Origin of the sequence: Bradyrhizobium sp. BEA-2-5 (assembly GCF_032918025.1) — a bacterium.
GTDB lineage: Bacteria > Pseudomonadota > Alphaproteobacteria > Rhizobiales > Xanthobacteraceae > Bradyrhizobium > Bradyrhizobium pachyrhizi.
Window position 1 is genome coordinate 3,753,187 of the sequence record NZ_CP136629.1, and the last position, 17,427, is coordinate 3,770,613.

General features: G+C 65.9%; 17 protein-coding genes. 10 read left to right on the forward strand and 7 right to left on the reverse strand.

All coding sequences use genetic code 11. The annotated features are described in order from the left end of the window. The 4 genes from RX327_RS17325 (at position 1) to RX327_RS17340 (ending at position 3,255) form a co-directional block, all read left to right on the forward strand. A complete protein-coding gene (locus tag RX327_RS17325) occupies positions 1-480 on the forward strand; it encodes a MaoC family dehydratase (protein WP_317250948.1) in 480 nt (159 codons plus the stop codon). Positions 481-677: 197 nt separating this feature from the next. Further along, positions 678-866, forward strand: coding sequence for a hypothetical protein (locus RX327_RS17330; RefSeq protein ID WP_167350426.1), 189 nt, complete (start codon positions 678-680; stop codon positions 864-866). A gap of 251 nt (positions 867-1,117) precedes the next feature. After that, a complete protein-coding gene (locus RX327_RS17335; protein WP_317250949.1) occupies positions 1,118-2,035 on the forward strand; it encodes an SDR family NAD(P)-dependent oxidoreductase in 918 nt (305 codons plus the stop codon). After that, positions 2,032-3,255, forward strand: a complete 1,224-nt coding sequence (locus RX327_RS17340; RefSeq protein WP_317251274.1) for a TIGR03862 family flavoprotein — start codon at positions 2,032-2,034, stop codon at positions 3,253-3,255. The genes RX327_RS17335 and RX327_RS17340 overlap by 4 nt, the downstream gene beginning before the upstream one ends. Before the next feature lie 49 nt (positions 3,256-3,304). On the opposite strand, the gene RX327_RS17345 is transcribed toward RX327_RS17340, so the two are convergent. Beyond that, a complete protein-coding gene (locus RX327_RS17345; protein WP_050386733.1) occupies positions 3,305-4,522 on the reverse strand; it encodes an MFS transporter in 1,218 nt (405 codons plus the stop codon). 93 nt (positions 4,523-4,615) lie between these two features. On the opposite strand from RX327_RS17345, the gene RX327_RS17350 reads away from it, so the two are divergent. Next, positions 4,616-5,518, forward strand: coding sequence for a LysR family transcriptional regulator (locus RX327_RS17350; RefSeq protein WP_050386732.1), 903 nt, complete (start codon positions 4,616-4,618; stop codon positions 5,516-5,518). Between the two features lie 15 nt (positions 5,519-5,533). Here the strand turns inward: RX327_RS17350 and RX327_RS17355 are convergent, their stop codons facing one another. From RX327_RS17355 to RX327_RS17365, 3 genes are all read right to left on the reverse strand, one after another. Further along, positions 5,534-6,613 carry a D-TA family PLP-dependent enzyme gene (locus RX327_RS17355; protein WP_317250950.1) on the reverse strand — a complete coding sequence of 360 codons (1,080 nt, stop codon included), beginning with the start codon at positions 6,611-6,613 and terminating at the stop codon, positions 5,534-5,536. A 147-nt stretch (positions 6,614-6,760) separates the two neighbouring features. Next, positions 6,761-8,578, reverse strand: coding sequence for an ABC-F family ATP-binding cassette domain-containing protein (locus RX327_RS17360; protein ID WP_317250951.1), 1,818 nt, complete (start codon positions 8,576-8,578; stop codon positions 6,761-6,763). A 4-nt stretch (positions 8,579-8,582) separates the two neighbouring features. After that, positions 8,583-9,080, reverse strand: a complete 498-nt coding sequence (locus tag RX327_RS17365; RefSeq protein WP_317250952.1) for a YaiI/YqxD family protein — start codon at positions 9,078-9,080, stop codon at positions 8,583-8,585. A gap of 135 nt (positions 9,081-9,215) precedes the next feature. Here RX327_RS17365 and RX327_RS17370 point away from each other — a divergent pair, with 135 nt between their 5' ends. After that, positions 9,216-10,019: a hypothetical protein gene (locus RX327_RS17370; RefSeq protein WP_028335033.1), complete on the forward strand. Its 804-nt coding sequence runs from the start codon at positions 9,216-9,218 to the stop codon at positions 10,017-10,019. Further along, the gene (locus RX327_RS17375) at positions 10,020-10,628 is read left to right on the forward strand and encodes a 2-hydroxychromene-2-carboxylate isomerase (protein ID WP_028335034.1); all 609 of its coding nucleotides are present in this window, start codon (positions 10,020-10,022) and stop codon (positions 10,626-10,628) included. Positions 10,629-10,849: 221 nt separating this feature from the next. Here the strand turns inward: RX327_RS17375 and RX327_RS17380 are convergent, their stop codons facing one another. Then, positions 10,850-13,222 (reverse strand): xanthine dehydrogenase family protein molybdopterin-binding subunit, encoded by a 2,373-nt coding sequence (locus RX327_RS17380; protein ID WP_317250953.1) that lies wholly within the window; start codon positions 13,220-13,222, stop codon positions 10,850-10,852. 197 nt (positions 13,223-13,419) lie between these two features. Between RX327_RS17380 and RX327_RS17385 the strand changes: the two genes are divergently transcribed. From RX327_RS17385 to RX327_RS17395, 3 genes are all read left to right on the forward strand, one after another. Continuing rightward, on the forward strand, positions 13,420-14,463 hold the full coding sequence (locus RX327_RS17385; protein ID WP_317250954.1) for a Ppx/GppA phosphatase family protein: 1,044 nt from the start codon (positions 13,420-13,422) through the stop codon (positions 14,461-14,463). A gap of 177 nt (positions 14,464-14,640) precedes the next feature. Next, positions 14,641-15,342 carry an RlmE family RNA methyltransferase gene (locus RX327_RS17390; RefSeq protein ID WP_317250955.1) on the forward strand — a complete coding sequence of 234 codons (702 nt, stop codon included), beginning with the start codon at positions 14,641-14,643 and terminating at the stop codon, positions 15,340-15,342. Between the two features lie 233 nt (positions 15,343-15,575). Then, positions 15,576-16,412, forward strand: a complete 837-nt coding sequence (locus RX327_RS17395) for a Crp/Fnr family transcriptional regulator (RefSeq protein WP_080667121.1) — start codon at positions 15,576-15,578, stop codon at positions 16,410-16,412. A gap of 24 nt (positions 16,413-16,436) precedes the next feature. On the opposite strand, the gene RX327_RS17400 is transcribed toward RX327_RS17395, so the two are convergent. Further along, positions 16,437-16,634 carry a hypothetical protein gene (locus tag RX327_RS17400; RefSeq protein ID WP_028335038.1) on the reverse strand — a complete coding sequence of 66 codons (198 nt, stop codon included), beginning with the start codon at positions 16,632-16,634 and terminating at the stop codon, positions 16,437-16,439. A gap of 126 nt (positions 16,635-16,760) precedes the next feature. Further along, positions 16,761-17,219, reverse strand: coding sequence for a phasin (locus RX327_RS17405; RefSeq protein WP_050386726.1), 459 nt, complete (start codon positions 17,217-17,219; stop codon positions 16,761-16,763). Between the last annotated feature and the right edge of the window lie 208 nt (positions 17,220-17,427).

Below are 17,427 nucleotides of genomic sequence, written 5' to 3' on the forward strand. Positions count from 1 at the left end.
GTGAACGAAGTCTGGAAGAAGCCGCCGATTACGCTTCAGGCCTATCAGGCCATGGTCGGCAAGGAGATCGGCGTGTCCTCATGGCACCTGATCGACCAGCCGCGCATCGACACCTATGCCGACGTGATCGAGGATCACCAGTTCATCCATGTCGATCCGGAACGAGCGAAGAAAGAGACCGCCTTCGGCAGCACCATCGCGCACGGTTTCCTGACGATGTCGCTGCTGTCGATCATGTCCTACGAGGTGATGCCCGTCATCGCAGGCACCACGATGGGGGTGAACTACGGCTTCGACCGACTGCGCTTCATCTCACCGGTCCGCTCGGGCAAGCGCGTCCGCGGCCGCTTCGTGCTGGCGGAGGCCAAGCTGCGCAAGCCCAACGAATTGCAGTCCCGCACCAACGTCACGGTCGAGATCGAAGGCGAGGACAAGCCGGCGCTGGTCGCGGATTGGCTCGGCCTGATCTATTTCAGCTAGAGCGAACAGGAATCTAGAGCCCCGTTCCGATTCATTCGGAACGGAAAAGGCTCCAGGAGATGGTTGAGTAGCTCCACCTTTTTCCGCAAGCAGCAGAGGTGGAGCGAACCCGCATGGTCCAAGAAGCGCATTGACGGCCTTGATCCCCGGTGTCCATCATGCCGCCTTTAGGCGGTGCGGTCCCGGGAGTGGCAGCCATGGTGCAGAACATCGTCGCCGGACTTGTTGTCATCGCATTGATTGTGATCGGCTCGATCAGCTACGCCCAGGAGCATCACGAGTGCTGGAACGGGCACCTGATCAAGAGCTTGAAGGACAAGACCTTGAACGATGGGCACCGGTTCAAAGCCTTGAAACCTTGCGGGTCGATGGCCCCTGAAGTCTAACTGACCCCGTGGCCGGTCAGCGCAACACTTGACCCGGCCATCCATCGCTGCTCAAAAGTCCCCAACCTTTTCATGCCGCTCAGGCGTGCACCCTCTCCCCTTGTGGGAGAGGGTGGCGAAATCGAGCGGAGCGAGATGAAGCCGGGTGAGGGGTCTCTCTCCGCGTGCTCATCCGTGGAGAGAACCCCTCATCCGGCGCTTCGCGCCACCTTCTCCCACAAGGGGAGAAGGAAAGAACAGGAATCAACAGCATGGCAATCAGGTTCGACGGACGCGTCGCCATCGTCACCGGCGCGGGCAATGGTCTTGGCAAGGCGCACGCGCTGGGATTGGCCAGCCGCGGCGCCAAGGTCGTGGTCAACGATTTCGGCGGCGCGCGCGACGGCACCGGCGGCTCGCTGTCGGCGGCCGAATCCGTGGTCGAGGAGATCCGCAAGGCCGGCGGCACCGCGATGGCCGACGGCGCTGATGTCTCGAATTTCGAGCAGGTCACCGCCATGGTCGAGCGCGCCACCAAGGAGTGGGGCAGCGTCGATCTCCTGTGCGCCAATGCCGGCATCCTGCGCGACAAATCGTTCGGCAAGATGGAAGCCGCCGATTTCCAGAAGGTGCTCGACGTGCACCTCGTCGGCACCTTCTATTGCTGCAAGGCGGCCTGGGCCGGCATGCGCGACCGCAATTACGGCCGCATCGTGCTGACCACCTCGTCCTCCGGCCTCTACGGTAATTTCGGCCAGGCCAATTACGGTGCGGCCAAGTCCGGCATGGTGGGCCTGATGAACGTGCTCGCGGAAGAAGGCCGCAAGAACAACATCCGCGTCAACATCATCTCGCCCACGGCGGCGACCCGCATGACGGAAGAGCTGCTGCCGCCCCAGGCGCTGCAGCTGATGAAGCCGAACGCGATCACGCCGGCGGTCGAGTATATGCTCAGCGAGGACGCGCCCACCCGCACCATCATGGGCGCCGGTGCCGGCTCCTTCGCCGTGATCAAGATTCTCGAGAGCGAAGGCATCAACCTGCCGGAGTCCGAATGGACGCCGGACGCGGTTGCTGCGCATTTCGAAGAGATCAGCGACATGTCGAAGGCGAAAGTGCTGCAAGGCGCCTTCGAGCAGACGCAGAAATACGTCGCGCAGGCCGCGGCCCGGGCGGGGATCAAGCTCTGACGGCCATAGCCGTCATCGGCGCCGGCCCCGCCGGGCTGATGGCGGCGGAGGTGCTGGCGCAGGGCGGCGCCCGCGTCGCCGTCTACGACGCGATGCCGTCCGCAGGCCGCAAATTCCTGATGGCCGGCCGCGGCGGGCTCAATCTCACCCACAGCGAGCCGCTGACGGATTTCCTTGCGCGCTATCGCGAGGCGATGCCGCATCTGAAGGCTGCGATCGAGGCATTTCCGCCCGATGCCTTACGCGCCTGGAGCGATGCGCTGGGGCAGCCGACATTCGTCGGCACCAGCGGCCGCGTATTCCCCGAGGCGTTCAAGGCATCGCCCCTGCTGCGCGCCTGGCTACGGCGGCTCGATTCCGCGGGCGTTGCGTTCGCATTCCGGCATCGCTGGGTTGGATGGGACGCGCGCGGCGGACTGCTGTTCGAGACGCCGGACGGCCAGCGCACAGTCAATGCCGATGCAATCGTGCTGGCACTCGGCGGCGCGAGCTGGCCGCGGCTCGGCTCCGATGGCGCCTGGGCGGAGATCCTCACCGCGAAGGGCGTTGCGGTGGCGCCGATGAAAGCAGCCAATTCCGGCTTCACGGTCGCGTGGTCAAATGTGTTCCGCGATCGCTTCGAGGGCCAGCCGCTCAAGGGCGTGGCGCTGACGGTCGGTGCACAGACGGTGCGCGGCGAAGCCATGATCACCCGCAGCGGTATCGAAGGCGGTGCCATCTATGCGCTGTCGGCGGAATTGCGCGAGGCGGTGCTCGCCAAGGGCACGGCGACCCTGACGGTGGCACTGCGGCCCGACGCCGCGCGTGACGAACTGGTCGCGCGCCTCTCGGCGCCGAAGGGCAAGCAGACCGTCTCCAATTTCCTGCGCAAGGCCGGGCAGCTTTCGCCGGTCGGCATCGGTTTGTTGCAGGAAGCGGCGGTCGCCGCCGGCCGTTCGCTGGCCGCGCTGCCGCCGGCCGACCTGGCCGAACTGATCAATGCGGTGCCGATCCGGATCACGGACGTGGCGCCGACCGCACGCGCGATCTCGAGCGCCGGCGGGATCAGGTTCGACGAGCTCGACGCGCATTTCATGCTGCGGCGGCTGCCGGGCGTGTTCGCCGCAGGCGAGATGCTGGACTGGGAAGCGCCGACCGGCGGCTACCTGCTGCAGGCCTCGTTCGCAACGGGCGTCGCCGCCGGGAAGGGCGCGTTACGATGGTTCGTGCAGAAATCGTAGCACTGTAGGATGGGTAGAGCGAAGCGAAACCCATCCCACGCCGTGCCACTCATTCTGATCCCGTCTTCGTCGCGAGGTCGGTGATCAAGCCGAGCACACCGAACGCTGCAGCCACCGCGCACACCGCGGTCCAGCCACCAAAGCTCCACGCCGCGGAGGCCGCAGCCGCGCCGACGGCGCCGCCGATGAAGAACAGCGCCACGAACAGGCCGTTGATCCGGCCGCGTGCCTCGGGGCGCAGCAGGTTGACGGCGCGGCGGCCGAGCGTCTGGTCGGTGGTGATGCCGAGATCGAGCAGGATGGTGCCGAGGCTCAGCACGACGAGTGCAGCGATCCGCGACTCCAGCACCCCGGCCCACGCGCACAGCGCCAGCGATGCAATGATCAGAATGTGCGAGCCGATCAGCATCGGCCGCGCCAGGCCACGGTCGCCCCAGCGGCCGGCCAGCGGTGTCGCGATAGCGCCGGCAACGCCGATCAGCGCGAACAGCGCGATCCCCCTGGCGTCGAGCTTGAATGGCGCATCCGGCAGCCGCAGCGCCACGGCGGCCCAGAACGCAGTGAACGAGGCCATCACCAGCGCAGCGGTCCAGGACCGGACGCGCAGCACCGGCTCCTCGCGCAGCAGTTTTGGGAACGATCGCAGCAGCGCGCCGTAGCTGACCTTCGCCGCCGGCTGTAGCGTCGGCAGCGTGCGCGCCAATGCGCCGGCGAGCACCGTCATCAGCACGGCCGAGGTGAAATAGTAGCCGCGCCAGTTCCAGCTGTCCGCGATCAAACTCGCCATTGGTCGCGACAGCAGGATGCCGATCATCAGGCCGCTCATCACATCGCCGATCGCCTGTCCCCGACGCTCCGGCGGCACCATCGACGCCACCAGCGGCACCACCATCTGGATCGCCGCGCAGGAGGCGCCGAGGATGAAGGTGGCGGCCAGCAGGATCAGCGGCGTCGGCGCCATCGCGGTGCCGATCGCCGCGACGATGGCGCAGGCCAGCGTCCGCAGGATCAGCCGCTTGTTCTCGACGAGGTCGACCAGCGGCACCAGCAGCAGCAGCCCGAGCGCATAGCCGAGCAGGGTCAGCGTCGAGATCAGGCCGGCCTCCAGCTCGGTCATGCCGAGCGAGCGGCCCATCAGGCCGACGAGGATCTGCGGCGCAAAGAGATTGGTAACGACGGTGCCGGTCGTGATGGCGCCGATCCAGATCAGCGGACGCACGGCGACGGTGCGCGCCGGGGAGAGTTTGGTGGCTTCGGAGATGGTCATGGGGCCTCGCGATGGAGTGGCGAGGCCCCCTTTAGGGGATCGGCCTAATATGCTACAATTCAAATAAGATGATGAAGAATATGCGAGATTGTTATGAACACGCATGACCTCGTGGCGTTCGTCGCCGTGGTGGAGACCGGATCGATCGTCGCGGCCTCGGCGCGGCTGAACCTGACCCAGCCCGGCGTGACGCGGCGGATCCAGAATCTCGAGGAGATGCTCGGCGCGCAGCTGCTCGACCGGCTCTCCAAGCCGCTGAAGCCGACGGCGGCGGGAATCGAGGCCTATGAGCAGGGCCGCCGGCTGCTGCGCATGCTCGATGACCTCAAGTCAGGCGTCGCCAATGACGGCGTGGTGCGCGGCGAGTTCAGGCTCGGCCTGACGCCGTTTTTGTCGGAGGCGGGGCTCACCGGACCGCTCGACGCGGTGCGCGGCGAATTTCCCGCGCTGGCGGTGCGCGTCGTCTCGGGCTGGTCGCCCAACCACATGGAGCGGGTCAGCCGCAACGAGCTCGATGCCGCGGCAATCTGTTTGCCTGACGGCACCGCGCCGCCCGACGATCTCGTGGCCGACGATCTCGGCGCGCAGCCGGTGGTGTTCGTCGTCGCGCGCGACATGAAGACGCCGAAGTCAGTCGATCTCGAATGGCTGTCGCGGATCGGATGGGTGATCAACCAGGACGGCTGCGGCTTCCGCCAGACGCTGAAGCGCCATTTCGATGCGGCGCATCTGCCGTTCAACATCGCGGTTGAGGCGCTCGATAGCGAGTTGCGGCTGTCGCTGGTGGCGCGAGGGCTCGGCATCGGCCTCGTGACGCCGGTGGCGCTGAAACGAAGCCCGATCCGTAGCCGGCTCAAGGCCGTGAAGATCGCGGATTTCAATCCCGCGGTCCGCGCCTGGATCGTGCATCGCCCGCCGGCCGGCCGCCTGGCGCGGCCGATCAAGGTGTTTCGCGCAGCGCTGGATCGCGAGTTGCAGGCGCTGATGCACGGGTAGATGCGTAGGATGCGGCTAGCGCAACTTCCCGCGCGCCGTCACTGGCAACGCACCGATGATCTCGTCACCGCGCACCATCACGACCTCGTCCATCATGTTAACGACGACGCAGACGTGATTGGGCACGATCCGCACCACGTCGCCGACATTGGGCCGCGTGTTGCTGCGAGACAGATCAAGGAAGCCGTGTTCCTCGGCGAAGCTCGCGATCTTGGCCTCGGGATGCTCCAGGATCAGGCCGTGGCCGTCGAGCCCGCCGGTATCAGTCGTCAGCGTCTTCGAGCCGGCGTCGAGGATGCCGCGCTCGGGCGCGGCGCGGCTGACCACCGTCGAATAGATATGCAGCGCGCAATCGTCCCAGCTGGCGACGCCGGCCGCGACCTGCATGCGGTCGTTGTAGATATAGGTGCCGAAGCGGTGCTCGGTGCCGCCCTTGAGCTTGCCGATGTTGACGAGGTTCGGCGTGCCGCCGGTCGAGACGATTTTTGCGTCCAGCCCGTGCGCGCGCACGCCGGCCAGCGCCTCGTCGTAGAACTTTTGCGCATCCGCCCAACCGGTCTCGGTCGGGTACAGCATGAAGCCAGCGAATTCGAGCCCCTTGGACGCCGCGATCTCGCGCGCCAGCGCAATCGCTTCAGCCGGCGTCTCGACGCCTGCGCGCTTGCGGCCGGTGTCGCATTCAACCACGACCGAGAGCGGCCGGCCCGACGCCGCAGCCGCCTTCGGCAGGCCGGCGACGACGGTCGAATTGTCGGCGGCCACCGTCATGTTCGCCTTCGCCTGCAACGCGCCGAGGCGCGCCATCTTCTCTTCGCCGAGCAGATTGTAGCTGATCAGGATGTCGTCGATGCCGGCATTGGCCATGATCTCGGCTTCGCCCAGCTTCTGGCAGGTGATGCCCTTGGCGCCGGCCGCGACCTGCATCCTGGCGATGGTCGGGTTCTTGTGCGTCTTGATGTGCGGGCGGTTGGCGACGCCCGCGTCGTCGCAGGCCTTCTGGATGCGCGCGATGTTGCGTTCGACCCTGTCCATGTCGATCACGGCGCAGGGCGTGCCGTATTCGCGGGCGATCTTGGCGGCGAGGGATGTGGTCATGATTTATCCTTCTTCTCCGACCTCGTAGGATGGGTAGAGCGACGCAAAACCCATCGACTTTCTTCTGCGCGCACACAGGATGGGTTTCGCGGAGTTTATCATCGGGCCGCGCTTTGCGCGGTCCCGTTGGCTCCACCCATCCTACAATTACGCCTGTTCGATCTCTTCACGCAGGACCTCGAGTTCGAGCCAGCGGTCCTCGGCGGCAGCGAGCTCTTGCTGCGCCTTTGCGATCGCGGCCGAGGCGGCGTCGAATGTCTTGCGATCCCTCGTATAGAGATCGGGATCGTCGAGCAGCTTCTGCTGCTTGGCGATCTCGTTGTGCAGCTTGTCGATGGTCTTCGGCAAGGTTTCCAGCGCGTGCTTCTCGTTGAAGCTCAGCCGGCGCCTCGGTGCTGCTTCGGGCGCCGCGGCTCTGGCTTCCTTCTTCTCTTCGGTCGCGGCATCCGCCTTCGCCGTCTCACGCTTCAGGTCGGCGCCGCGCTGCGCCAGCATGTCGCTGTAGCCGCCGGCATATTCGACCCACTTGCCGTTGCCCTCGGGCGCGATCACCGAGGTGACGACGCGGTCGAGGAAGTCGCGGTCGTGGCTGATCAGGATCACCGTGCCCTCGTAATCGCCGAGCATCTCCTCGAGCACGTCGAGCGTCTCGAGATCGAGATCGTTGGTCGGCTCGTCCAGCACCAGGAGATTCGACGGCTTTGCCAGCGCGCGCGCCAGCATCAGGCGGCCGCGCTCGCCGCCGGAGAGCACTTCGAGCGGCGTGCCGCGCTGCTCCTGCGCGAACAGGAAGTCCTTCATGTAGCCGACGACATGCTTCGGCTTGCCCCCCACAATGACGTGGTCGCCGCGGCCACCGGTCAGCGCTTCCGCCAGCGTCGACTTGGGATCGAGGCTTTCGCGGTGCTGGTCGAGGGTTGCCATCTCGATATTGGCCCCGAGCCGCACCGAACCCGAGTCGGGCGGATCGTTGCCGGTCAGCAGGTTGACCAGCGTGGTCTTGCCGGCACCGTTCGGGCCGATGATGCCGAGCCGGTCGCCGCGCTGGATGCGGGTGGAGAAATTCTCGACGATCTTGCGCTCGCCATAGGCCTTGGTGATGCCCTTCGCCTCGATCACCAGGCGGCCGGATTTCTCGGCCTCGGCGGCGGCGAGCGTGGCGCTGCCGGCGGTGCCGCGATAGTTGCGGCGCTGGTCGCGCAGGGCATGCAGATTGGCGAGCCGTTTGACGTTGCGTTTGCGCCGGCCGGAGACGCCGTGGCGCAGCCAGTGCTCCTCGTCGACGATCTTGCGGTCGAGCTTGTGCTGGTCGCGCTCTTCTTCCGCGAGCACCTCGTCGCGCCAGCTCTCGAACGAGGCAAAGCCGCGGTCGATCTGCTTGATCCTGCCGCGATCGAGCCAGGCGGTGGAGCGCGAGAGATTGGTGAGGAAGCGGCGGTCGTGGCTGATGATCACCAGCGCGCTGCGGCGGCTGTCGAGCTCCTGTTCCAGCCATTCGATGGTGGAGAGATCGAGATGGTTGGTCGGCTCGTCCAGCAGCAGAATGTCGGGCGAGGGCGCCAGCACGCAGGCGAGCGCCGCGCGGCGCGCTTCGCCGCCGGAGGCATGCGCGGGATCTTCCTCGCCGCTGAGGCCGAGCTGTTCGAGCAGATAACGCGCCTGGTGCTGGTCGTCGCCGGGCGCAAGCCCCGCCTCGACATAGGCGAGCGTGGTCTTGTGGTCCCCGAAGTCAGGCTCCTGCGGCAGGTAGCGCACGGTCGCGCCGGGCTGCACGAAACGCGTGCCGGAATCAGGCTCGACCAGGCCGGCGGCGATCTTGAGCAGTGTCGATTTGCCGGAGCCGTTGCGGCCGATCAGGCAGACGCGTTCACCCGGCGCGACATTGAGCTCGACGCCGCTCAGGAGCGGCGTGCCGCCAAAGGTCAGCCTGATGTCCTTCAATTGGATCAGCGGGGGCGGAGCCATCGCGCTAACCCCCGTTCGCCGGCGCCTGCTCGGCGCGGCGGCGCTGGATCCGGCGGATGGTCTGGTCGAGTGTCGACAGGAAGGTCGAGCGGTCGCGTGGCGAATATGATTTCGGCCCGCCCGTGACTTCGCCGGCCGAGCGCAGATCCGTCATGAGGTTGCGCACCGCCAGCGTCATCCCGATCGATTCCTCGGTGAACGGCTTGCCGTTCGGCGCGATCACGTCGGCGCCCGCCTTCACGCACCGGCTCGCCAGCGGAATGTCCGACGTGACGACGACGTCGCCGGGCCTGGCGCGCTCCGCGATCCAGTCGTCCGCTGCGTCCATGCCGGCACCTGCGGCGATCCGCTCGATCAAGGGGTCCTGCGGCACGCGAATGAAATTGCCGGCGACGACGCTCACGGGCACGCCGTGCCGGAGCGCGACACGGTAGATCTCGTCCTTCACCGGGCAGGCGTCGGCGTCGACATAGATGCGGGTGGGGGCAGGGGTTTCAGTCATCGATTCCAGGGTTGGCAGGCGCGGCCTGCGTGTACTCCATCGGGCGGAAAATAGCGAGCAAAACGAGAGGCTTGTCACGCTGCCCGGTTCGACTACGATTGCCTGAGAAAAACAACGGAAATAAGGGGAAACCCCATGGATTCGAAGACGGCTTCGCTGACCTACCGCGTCTCGGCGTACAACACCTCGAAACTGTCGGAGAACAAGATCCACGACGACACCGTGGCGCGGAAGTTCGGCTTTTCCGGCGGGCTGGTGCCCGGCGTCGACGTGATGGCCTACATGATGCACCTGCCGGTCGAGAAATGGGGCCGCGATTTCCTCGCGCGCGGCCTGATCGAGGCGCGCTTCGTGAAACCGGTCTATGACGGCGAGATCGCGGAATTGACCGGCCAGGAGACCGGCAATGGGCTGACGATCGAGCTCCACAGCCGCGGCGAGCTCTGCGCCACCGGCACCGCCTCGCTGCCGGTGTCCGCGCCGAAATTCGTGCTCGACGACTACAAGCAGGTTGCCGCGGTCGCCGAGCGCAAGCCGGTCAGTGCGTCGTCCTATGAGGAGGGCAAGTGGCTCGGCACCATCCCGCGCGACTGGTCGGGCGATGCCGCGAAGGAGTATCTCGCCGATATCCGCGAGACCGACCCGATCTACCTGCGCGAGGGTCTCGGCCATCCCGGCCTGCTGCCGCGGGTGATGAACAAGGTGCTGGTCGACAATGCGATCCTCGGGCCCTGGATCCATGTCGGCACCCGCATGCAGCTGCTGTCGGCGGGCAAGATCGGCGACGAGCTGACCGCGCGCGCCAAGGTGACCGGCAATTACGACAAGAAAGGCCACCGCTTCGTCGAGCTCGATGCGCTGGTGCTCGGCAATGGCGTGCCGCTCGCGCATTGCTGGCACATCGCGATTGTTCAACCGCGCGAACAGACGGCGGCGTAGATGTCCATCACCATCGACTATTATCTGTCGCTGAACTCGCCCTGGACCTTCATGGGCAGCGCGCCGTTTGCTGAGATCGCGCGGCGCCATGGCGCAAGCGTCAACGTCAAGCCCTGCAAGTTCGGTCCGATCTTCGAGCAGACCGGCGGCCTGCCGCTGCCGAAACGCTCGCCGCAACGGCAGGCGTATCGGCTGGTGGAGCTGAGGCGCTGGCGCGAGGTGAGGGGCATTCCGCTCAACGTCGAGCCTAGGTATTTTCCCAGCGATGACCTTGCGGCGGTGCGCCTCGTCATTGCTGCCGCCCTGCAGGGGAAGGATGCGCACCGCCTGTCGCTGGAGTTCGGCCGCGCGATCTGGGAACGCGAGGAGGCACTCGCCGACGCCGACGTCATGTCGGCCGCCGCGCAACGCGCCGGCCTCGACGTGGCCGCCCTGCGCGCGGGCGCTCCGTCGGATGTCGAGCTCGACCGGCTCTACGAGCAGTACACGCAGGACGCGCTGAAGGCCGGCGTGTTCGGCGCGCCGAGCTACGTGCTGCCGTCCGGCGAGATTTTTTGGGGACAGGACCGGGTGGAATTTCTGGACCGCGCGCTGAAGACGTTGGCGTGATTGGACCCGAGCGGGCGACGACGTAGGGAAGGGGCAAGACCGCCCCGCACCAACAGGTGTCATACCCCGCGCAGGCGGGGAATCCAGTACGCCGCGGCTTCTCGGCTCTATCACTGCGGCCTCTGGAATGCTGGATCACCTGCTGGAGCCTGTCATCGGGCGGCGCATCGCGCCGACCCGGTGGCGGGTGATGACAGCGGTGGGTGAGGCGAAACGGCGCCTTACGCCGCGCTCGCCTTCGCCTCCTGGATCGCGCGCCACACGCGCTCCGGGGTCAGCGGCATGTCGATGTGCTTGATGCCGTACTCGGAGAGAGCATCGATCACCGCGTTCACCACCGTCGACAGGCTGCCGGCACAGCCGGCTTCGCCGCAGCCCTTGCTGCCGAGCGGATTGGATTTCGCCGGCGAAGGATGATCGCCGACCAGCATCGCCGGCACGTCCTCGGCGCGGGGCAGGGCGTAGTCCATCAGCGAGCCCGTGATCGGCTGGCCGCTCTCGTCGTAGCGGACGTGCTCCATCAGCGCCTGGCCGATGCCCTGGACGACGCCGCCATGGAGCTGGCCGGCGACCAGCATCGGGTTGATCACCGTGCCGAAATCGTTCACCGCGCTGTAGCGCACGATCTGCACCACGCCGGTCTCCGGATCGATCTCGACCTCGGCGACGTGGCAGCCGTTCGGGAAGGTCGACGCCGTCTCCTTGGTAGCGTGATCGACGTCGAGGGTCTCCGGCGTGCCTTCCGGCATCTTGCCGGCGCGCATCCGCTCGGCGAGCTCCATGATGCCGATCGAGCGGTCGGTGCCGGCGATGGTGAAGCGGCCGGCGCCGAATTCGATGTCGGCCTCGGAGGCCTCCAGCATATGCGCGGCGGCCTTCTTGCCCTTCTCGACGACGAGCGCCGAGGCCTCGACGATCGCCTGTCCAGTCGCGGTGATCGAGCGCGAGCCGCCGGTGCCGTTGCCGAACCGCACCAGATCGCTGTCGCCCTGTTCGAGGGTGATCTTCTCGAAGGGCACCCCAAGCTGGTCAGACAGCACCTGCGCGAACGGCGTCGCATGACCCTGCCCGTAGTCGAGCGTGCCGGTGATGAGCTGCACGGTGCCGTCGGGATCGAACACGATCTTGCCAAGCTCGGGGCTCGGCGGCGCCGTGACCTCGAGATAGGAGCCGACCGCGATGCCGCGCAGCTTGCCGGCCTTCTTGCTCTCCTTCTTGCGCTTGGCGAAATTCTCGTGGTCGGAAATCTCGAGCGCCTTGTTGAACACGGCCTGGAAGTCGCCGCTGTCATAGGTGACGCCGGACGAGGCCGGGAACGGAATCTGGCTCGGCTTGATGAAGTTGCGCCTGCGCAAGGTCAGCCGGTTGATGCCCATCTCGTCGGCGGCGCGGTCGATCAGCCGCTCCATGTAGTAGTTCGCCTCGGGCCGGCCGGCGCCGCGATAGGCGCCCATCAACGTGGTGTTGGTCAGCACCGTCTTGATGTCGACCGCCATCAGCGGCGTGCGATAGACGCTGGAGAAATTCTTGCCGGTGTTGAGCGAGAGCGGCCCCGGCGCGACGCCGGTGATGTAGGCGCCGAGATTGCCGTAACCGGAAAGCTTCGCCGCCAGGAAATGCCCTTCGGCATCGAGCGCGAGCTCGGCATGGATCTTCTGCGCGCGGCCGTGGCTGTCGGAGAGGAAGCTGGTGGAGCGCTCGTCAAGCCACTTCACCGGACGTCCCAGCGCCTTGGCCGCATACAGGATGCACATGTATTCGGGATAGTTGATGTTCTTCATGCCGAAGGAACCGCCGACATTGGCGGTCAGGATGCGCACCTTGTCGGCGGGCACGTTGAGCAGGCGCGCCAAAATCGCCTTGTTGCCGGACACACCCTGCGTCGGCACCTGAAGCGTGTAGCGCTCGGTCTTCTTGTCGTAGGAGGCAAGGCCAACACGCGGCTCCATCGAGACCACGGCGACGCGGGTGTTCTCGATGTCGAGCTTGGTGACATGGGCGGCGCTGGCAAAGGCCGCGTTGACCTTGTCCATGTCGCCATAGTGGTAGTCGAGCGCGACGTTATCAGGGATGTGGTCGTAAAGCTGCGGCGCGCCGGGCTTGGCGGCTTCCTCGGGATCGGTCACCGCGGGCAGCGGCTCGATGTCGAGCTCGACCGCCTCGGCGGCGTCGCGGGCCTGCGCCAGCGTCTCCGCGACCACGAAGGCGACGGGATCGCCGACGAAGCGGACCTTGTCGGCCGCGAGCGGCTGGCGGTTGGTCTGGAGCAGGGGCGAGCCGTCACGGCTCTTCAGCGGCAGGCCGCAGGTGAAGGGGCCATAGCCGGCGGCGGCAAGGTCGGCGCCGGTCCACACCCCCAGCACGCCCGGCATCGCCTTGGCGGCCGCCGTATCGATCCCCTTGATGATTCCGTGAGCATGCGAGGAGCGAACCATCCAGCAAGTGGCCTGGCCGGGCAGCGAGAAATCGTCGGTGTATTTGCCCTTGCCACGCACCAGGGTGTCGTCCTCCTTTCGTCGAACAGGCTGTCCGACACCGTATTTTTGCAGTGCGATAGCGTTTTCGAGGGAGGCAGGCGGCGTGTGATCTTGCATCGAAAATGACCTGAAATGCCCGGATTTGCTGGAGTTTGGGGGCGCTGAGGAGATAACGCACACCCCCCTTAACGACAACGCCCGATTGGGCATGGACCCAATGTGAACGGAGTTTGCGTAGGGCTTTGACGCTGCTAAAGTTTCCGTGAACGATAATTATTCGGCGGGCCTTTTGGTCCCGCGGAAAGACAGTTTTGATGAACGACCATGTGCGGCTTTGCGACGGCCCCCCGGCCAGCGAAGCCCCGCCAGGGTTGGTTGCGGCAGCGGCGGAAAGTGGCGTCTACGCCGCGCTGGACCTCGGCACCAACAATTGCAGGCTGCTGATCGCCTGTCCGACCCACGACGGCTTTCGCGTGGTCGATTCTTTCTCACGCATCATCCGCCTCGGCGAGGGCGTCTCCGCGACCGGGTGCATTAGCGAGGCCGCGATCGAGCGCGCCATTGCCGCACTGGCCATCTGCAGCGACAAGATCCGCTATCGCAAGGCGCGCCGGCTCCGCCTGATCGCCACCGAGGCCTGCCGCGCCGCCGGCAACGCCGAGAGTTTCCGCGCGCGGGTGGCGGCCGAGACCGGCATCGAGCTCGAGGTGATCGACCGCGAGACCGAGGCCTCGCTCGCCGTGCTCGGGTGCTCGCCGCTGGTCGACCCCAGAGGACGCGGCGCGATCCTGTTCGACATCGGCGGCGGCTCGACCGAGCTGGTGCGGATCGAGCGCGATCCCAACGCGCTCGACGCGGCGCCACGCATCAAGGCGTGGATGTCGATCCCGCTCGGCGTCGTCACGCTGGCCGAACATTTCGGCGGCAAGAACGTCACCAGGGATATGTATGCGCGAATGATCGATGAGGTCGCGCGGCACGTCGCGCCGTTCGCGGCCGAGCACGGCAAGGATCTGCGCGACATGCACCTGCTCGGCACGTCCGGCACGGTGACGACGCTCGCCGGCATCCATCTCAACCTGCCGCGCTACGACCGCCGCCGTATCGACAGCATCTGGATGAACGATGGGGACCTCACCGCGACCATCAACAGGCTGCTCGGCATGAGCTACGAGGAGCGCGCGAACAACAGCTGCATCAGCGTCGAGCGCGCCGATCTCGTGCTGGCCGGCTGCGCCATCCTCGATGCCATCCGCCGCGCCTTTCCGCTGCCGCGCCTGCGCGTCGCCGACCGCGGCCTGCGCGAGGGCATGCTGGTCGAGATGATGCGCGAGGACGGCGCGCTGCGGGCGTGCTAGAGCCTGAGCTACCTCGCCCCGCCCTTGCGGGGGAGAGGTCGGATCTTACGCGAAGCGTAAGATCCGGGTGAGGGGCCGCTTCCACACATTCAGTATGCGGAAGCAGCCCCTCACCCCAACCCTCTCCCCGCAAGCGGGGCGAGGGAGAAGCACACACACCGAGACGCAAGAACCATCATGGCGAAAGACACCACCGGCCGCTTGCACGTCCAGGTCAAGACCGGCGGCAAGCGCAAATTGTCGTCCAAGCTCTGGCTGGAGCGGCAGCTCAACGATCCCTATGTCGCGAAAGCCAAGGCGGCAGGCTATCGCTCGCGCGCCGCGTTCAAGCTCTTGGAGATCGATGACAAGTATCGGCTGTTGAAGCCCGGCATGGCCGTGGTCGACCTCGGCGCCGCGCCCGGCGGCTGGAGCCAGATCGCCGCCAAGCGCGTCGGCTCCGCGGAAGGCAAGGGCAGGGTCGTCGCGATCGACCTGCTGGAGATGCCCGAGATTCCTGGTGTCGATTTCGCGCAGCTCGACTTCATGGACAATGACGCGCCGGAAAAGCTGATCGTGATGATGGGCGGCCGCGCGGACGTCGTGATGTCCGACATGGCCGCCAACACCACCGGCCACCGCAAGACCGACCAGCTCCGCATCGTCGGCCTGGTCGAGACGGCCGCTGCGTTTGCCTGTGACGTGCTCAAGCCCGGCGGCACATTCCTCGCAAAGACGTTCCAGAGCGGCGCCGATGCCGAGCTGGTGGCGCAGCTGAAGCGCGATTTCGCGACCGTCCGCCACGTCAAGCCGGCCGCCAGCCGGCAGGATTTGTCGGAGCGCTATGTCCTGGCGACAGGATTTCGCGGGCAGCAACAGCCGTTATCGCGCGGGGAGTAGCGGCGACGCATCCGCCGAAGCCCCCTCGAAGGCAATCCATGATTTCTCATAGGGTGCGGCCGGAGCGCCGCCCCGCTACGCGAGCGCGGTCGCGGGCGACCTGAACCATTGGAACTCTTCCCGTTGCGGCGTATTCTATCTTCCCGGCGCGGTCAGTTCGTTGCGTATCCGGCCTGGCGCCACGGCAGGTTTGTGCAGCGAGCCGCGCCTCCGTCTTGCGGAGCTCTTCCGTGATGGAACGCAGGTCGAGCATAGGTAATCGCCTTCTGGCGGCCTTGCCGCCCGCCGACCTTGATTTGCTTGCGCCTCATCTCCGCAAGGTATCGCTCGAACGCGACGCCGTGCTGGTGCGGTCGGGCGACCTCGTCGAACAGATCTATTTTCCCTGCACGGCATTGATCGCGTTCGTCATGGACATGCCGAACGGACAGGCCGTTGCGACGACAATGATCGGCAACGAGGGCGCCGCCGGCATCCTGTCGACACTCAGGTCGATACGCTCGCCGATGACCGCGGTGGTTCGCGTCGCGGGCACGACGTGGCAGATTTCGCCGGCACGATTTCACGCCGCGCTCGCGCACAGTCACGCGCTTGCCAGTGCGGTACAGCTCCATATGCGGTCGTTGCTGGTCCAGTTCCAGCATATCGCGGCGTGCAATGCGCTCCATTCCGTGGAGGCCCGCCTGGCCCGGTGGCTGTTGCAGGTTCACGATCAGATCGGTGACGACACGCTGCCGTTGACGCAGGAGACGCTGTCGGAATTGCTGGGCGTGCGACGAACGACCGTGACCCACGTCGTGCACAAGCTTCGCGCCTCGGGCGCAATCCGCTCCAACCGGCGGAGCTCGATCGAGGTCGACAGGCCGCGGCTCGAAACCGCGGCCTGTGAATGCTACGAGATCATGCGCGGCAGGATCGACCGCATCGTATCCGCGGAAGGGATCAGGTCGTCCGGTCACGGCGCGCCACCACATGGACCTCGGCGTTCGCACGCCGGACCGTGGACCAATGGCGACAAGGTTCATGCACATACGCGCGGCGCGGGCGCTGAGCGATCACGAAGCCATTGAATTAGGGTTAGGCAAGCGCAGAGGTCAGGACGCCTTGCGCAATTCCAGCTCGGGTTCGTCGACCCACGCGTCCCTGGCGAACCATTCGTGATTGGTCCGACAGCTCGTGCAGTAGCTGCGCGAAAAGAACACGGTGCTGCACCGGAACGTCTCGCGGTCGGATTTCATGCCGGTATTGATCGCACGTCCCGTCCGCGGGCATTTGATCATGATGACGCCCACCTTGGTCCTCCTCCAATGTGAGAAATTGCGGCTCCCGCGCACCGTCGGCTGGACCGCGCCCCTTCTGATCGGAGACGTTTGGTCCAGCCGGCCTGGGAGCGGGGGGGGGGGGGGGGGGCGGGCTCCTCAGGAAGGTGTTTTCAGGGTCTTTGCAAAGCTCTTCTTGATCGGCTCGGAGGTCTCGGTCGCGACCTTCTTCGCGATCTCCCAGAGCTCCTTATTCTGCGCGGTCGTGATTTCGAAATTCTTGCGGCCGTGATCGGCCGAAAGCTGGATGACTTCCGACAGCGACCTGGTGCCGGCGAGTTCGGATATGAACGCGAGGGCCGAACTGGCGTTGGCATGCGAGATCTCGATCACCTTGGCTGCGTAATCCGCGGCGCCCTTGGCGTTGACCGCATATGCCTCCTTGAGCAAGACGGAGATTTCCTCCGAGGCTTCCTTGACCTTCTCGAACTGTTCCCGGACGCGTGTCGCATTTTGTTCAACGATACCCTGAAAGGCCTGGGGTAGCGCGAACAGGGGCAGGCTAAAGCTGCCGGCTTTCGGATTGTCGCTCACTTCATTCGTGTGGACGTCACTCACTGGCTCTGATCCTTTCAAGCGAAACCAAATCAAGGAAAATCCGCGCGTCGCGGTGCACGGACGCTGAGGAAGCGTAGCTGGAGCGCTCCCTTCCACCTGTTTTTTTGCTGATGCCGGGTCACCGCGTGCCCGCTTGAGCAGGACTATGCAGGATCGGCGGTGCAGCTTCCGTTCGCTTTCTAGACTCTCGCGGAGATTTTTTTCCGGG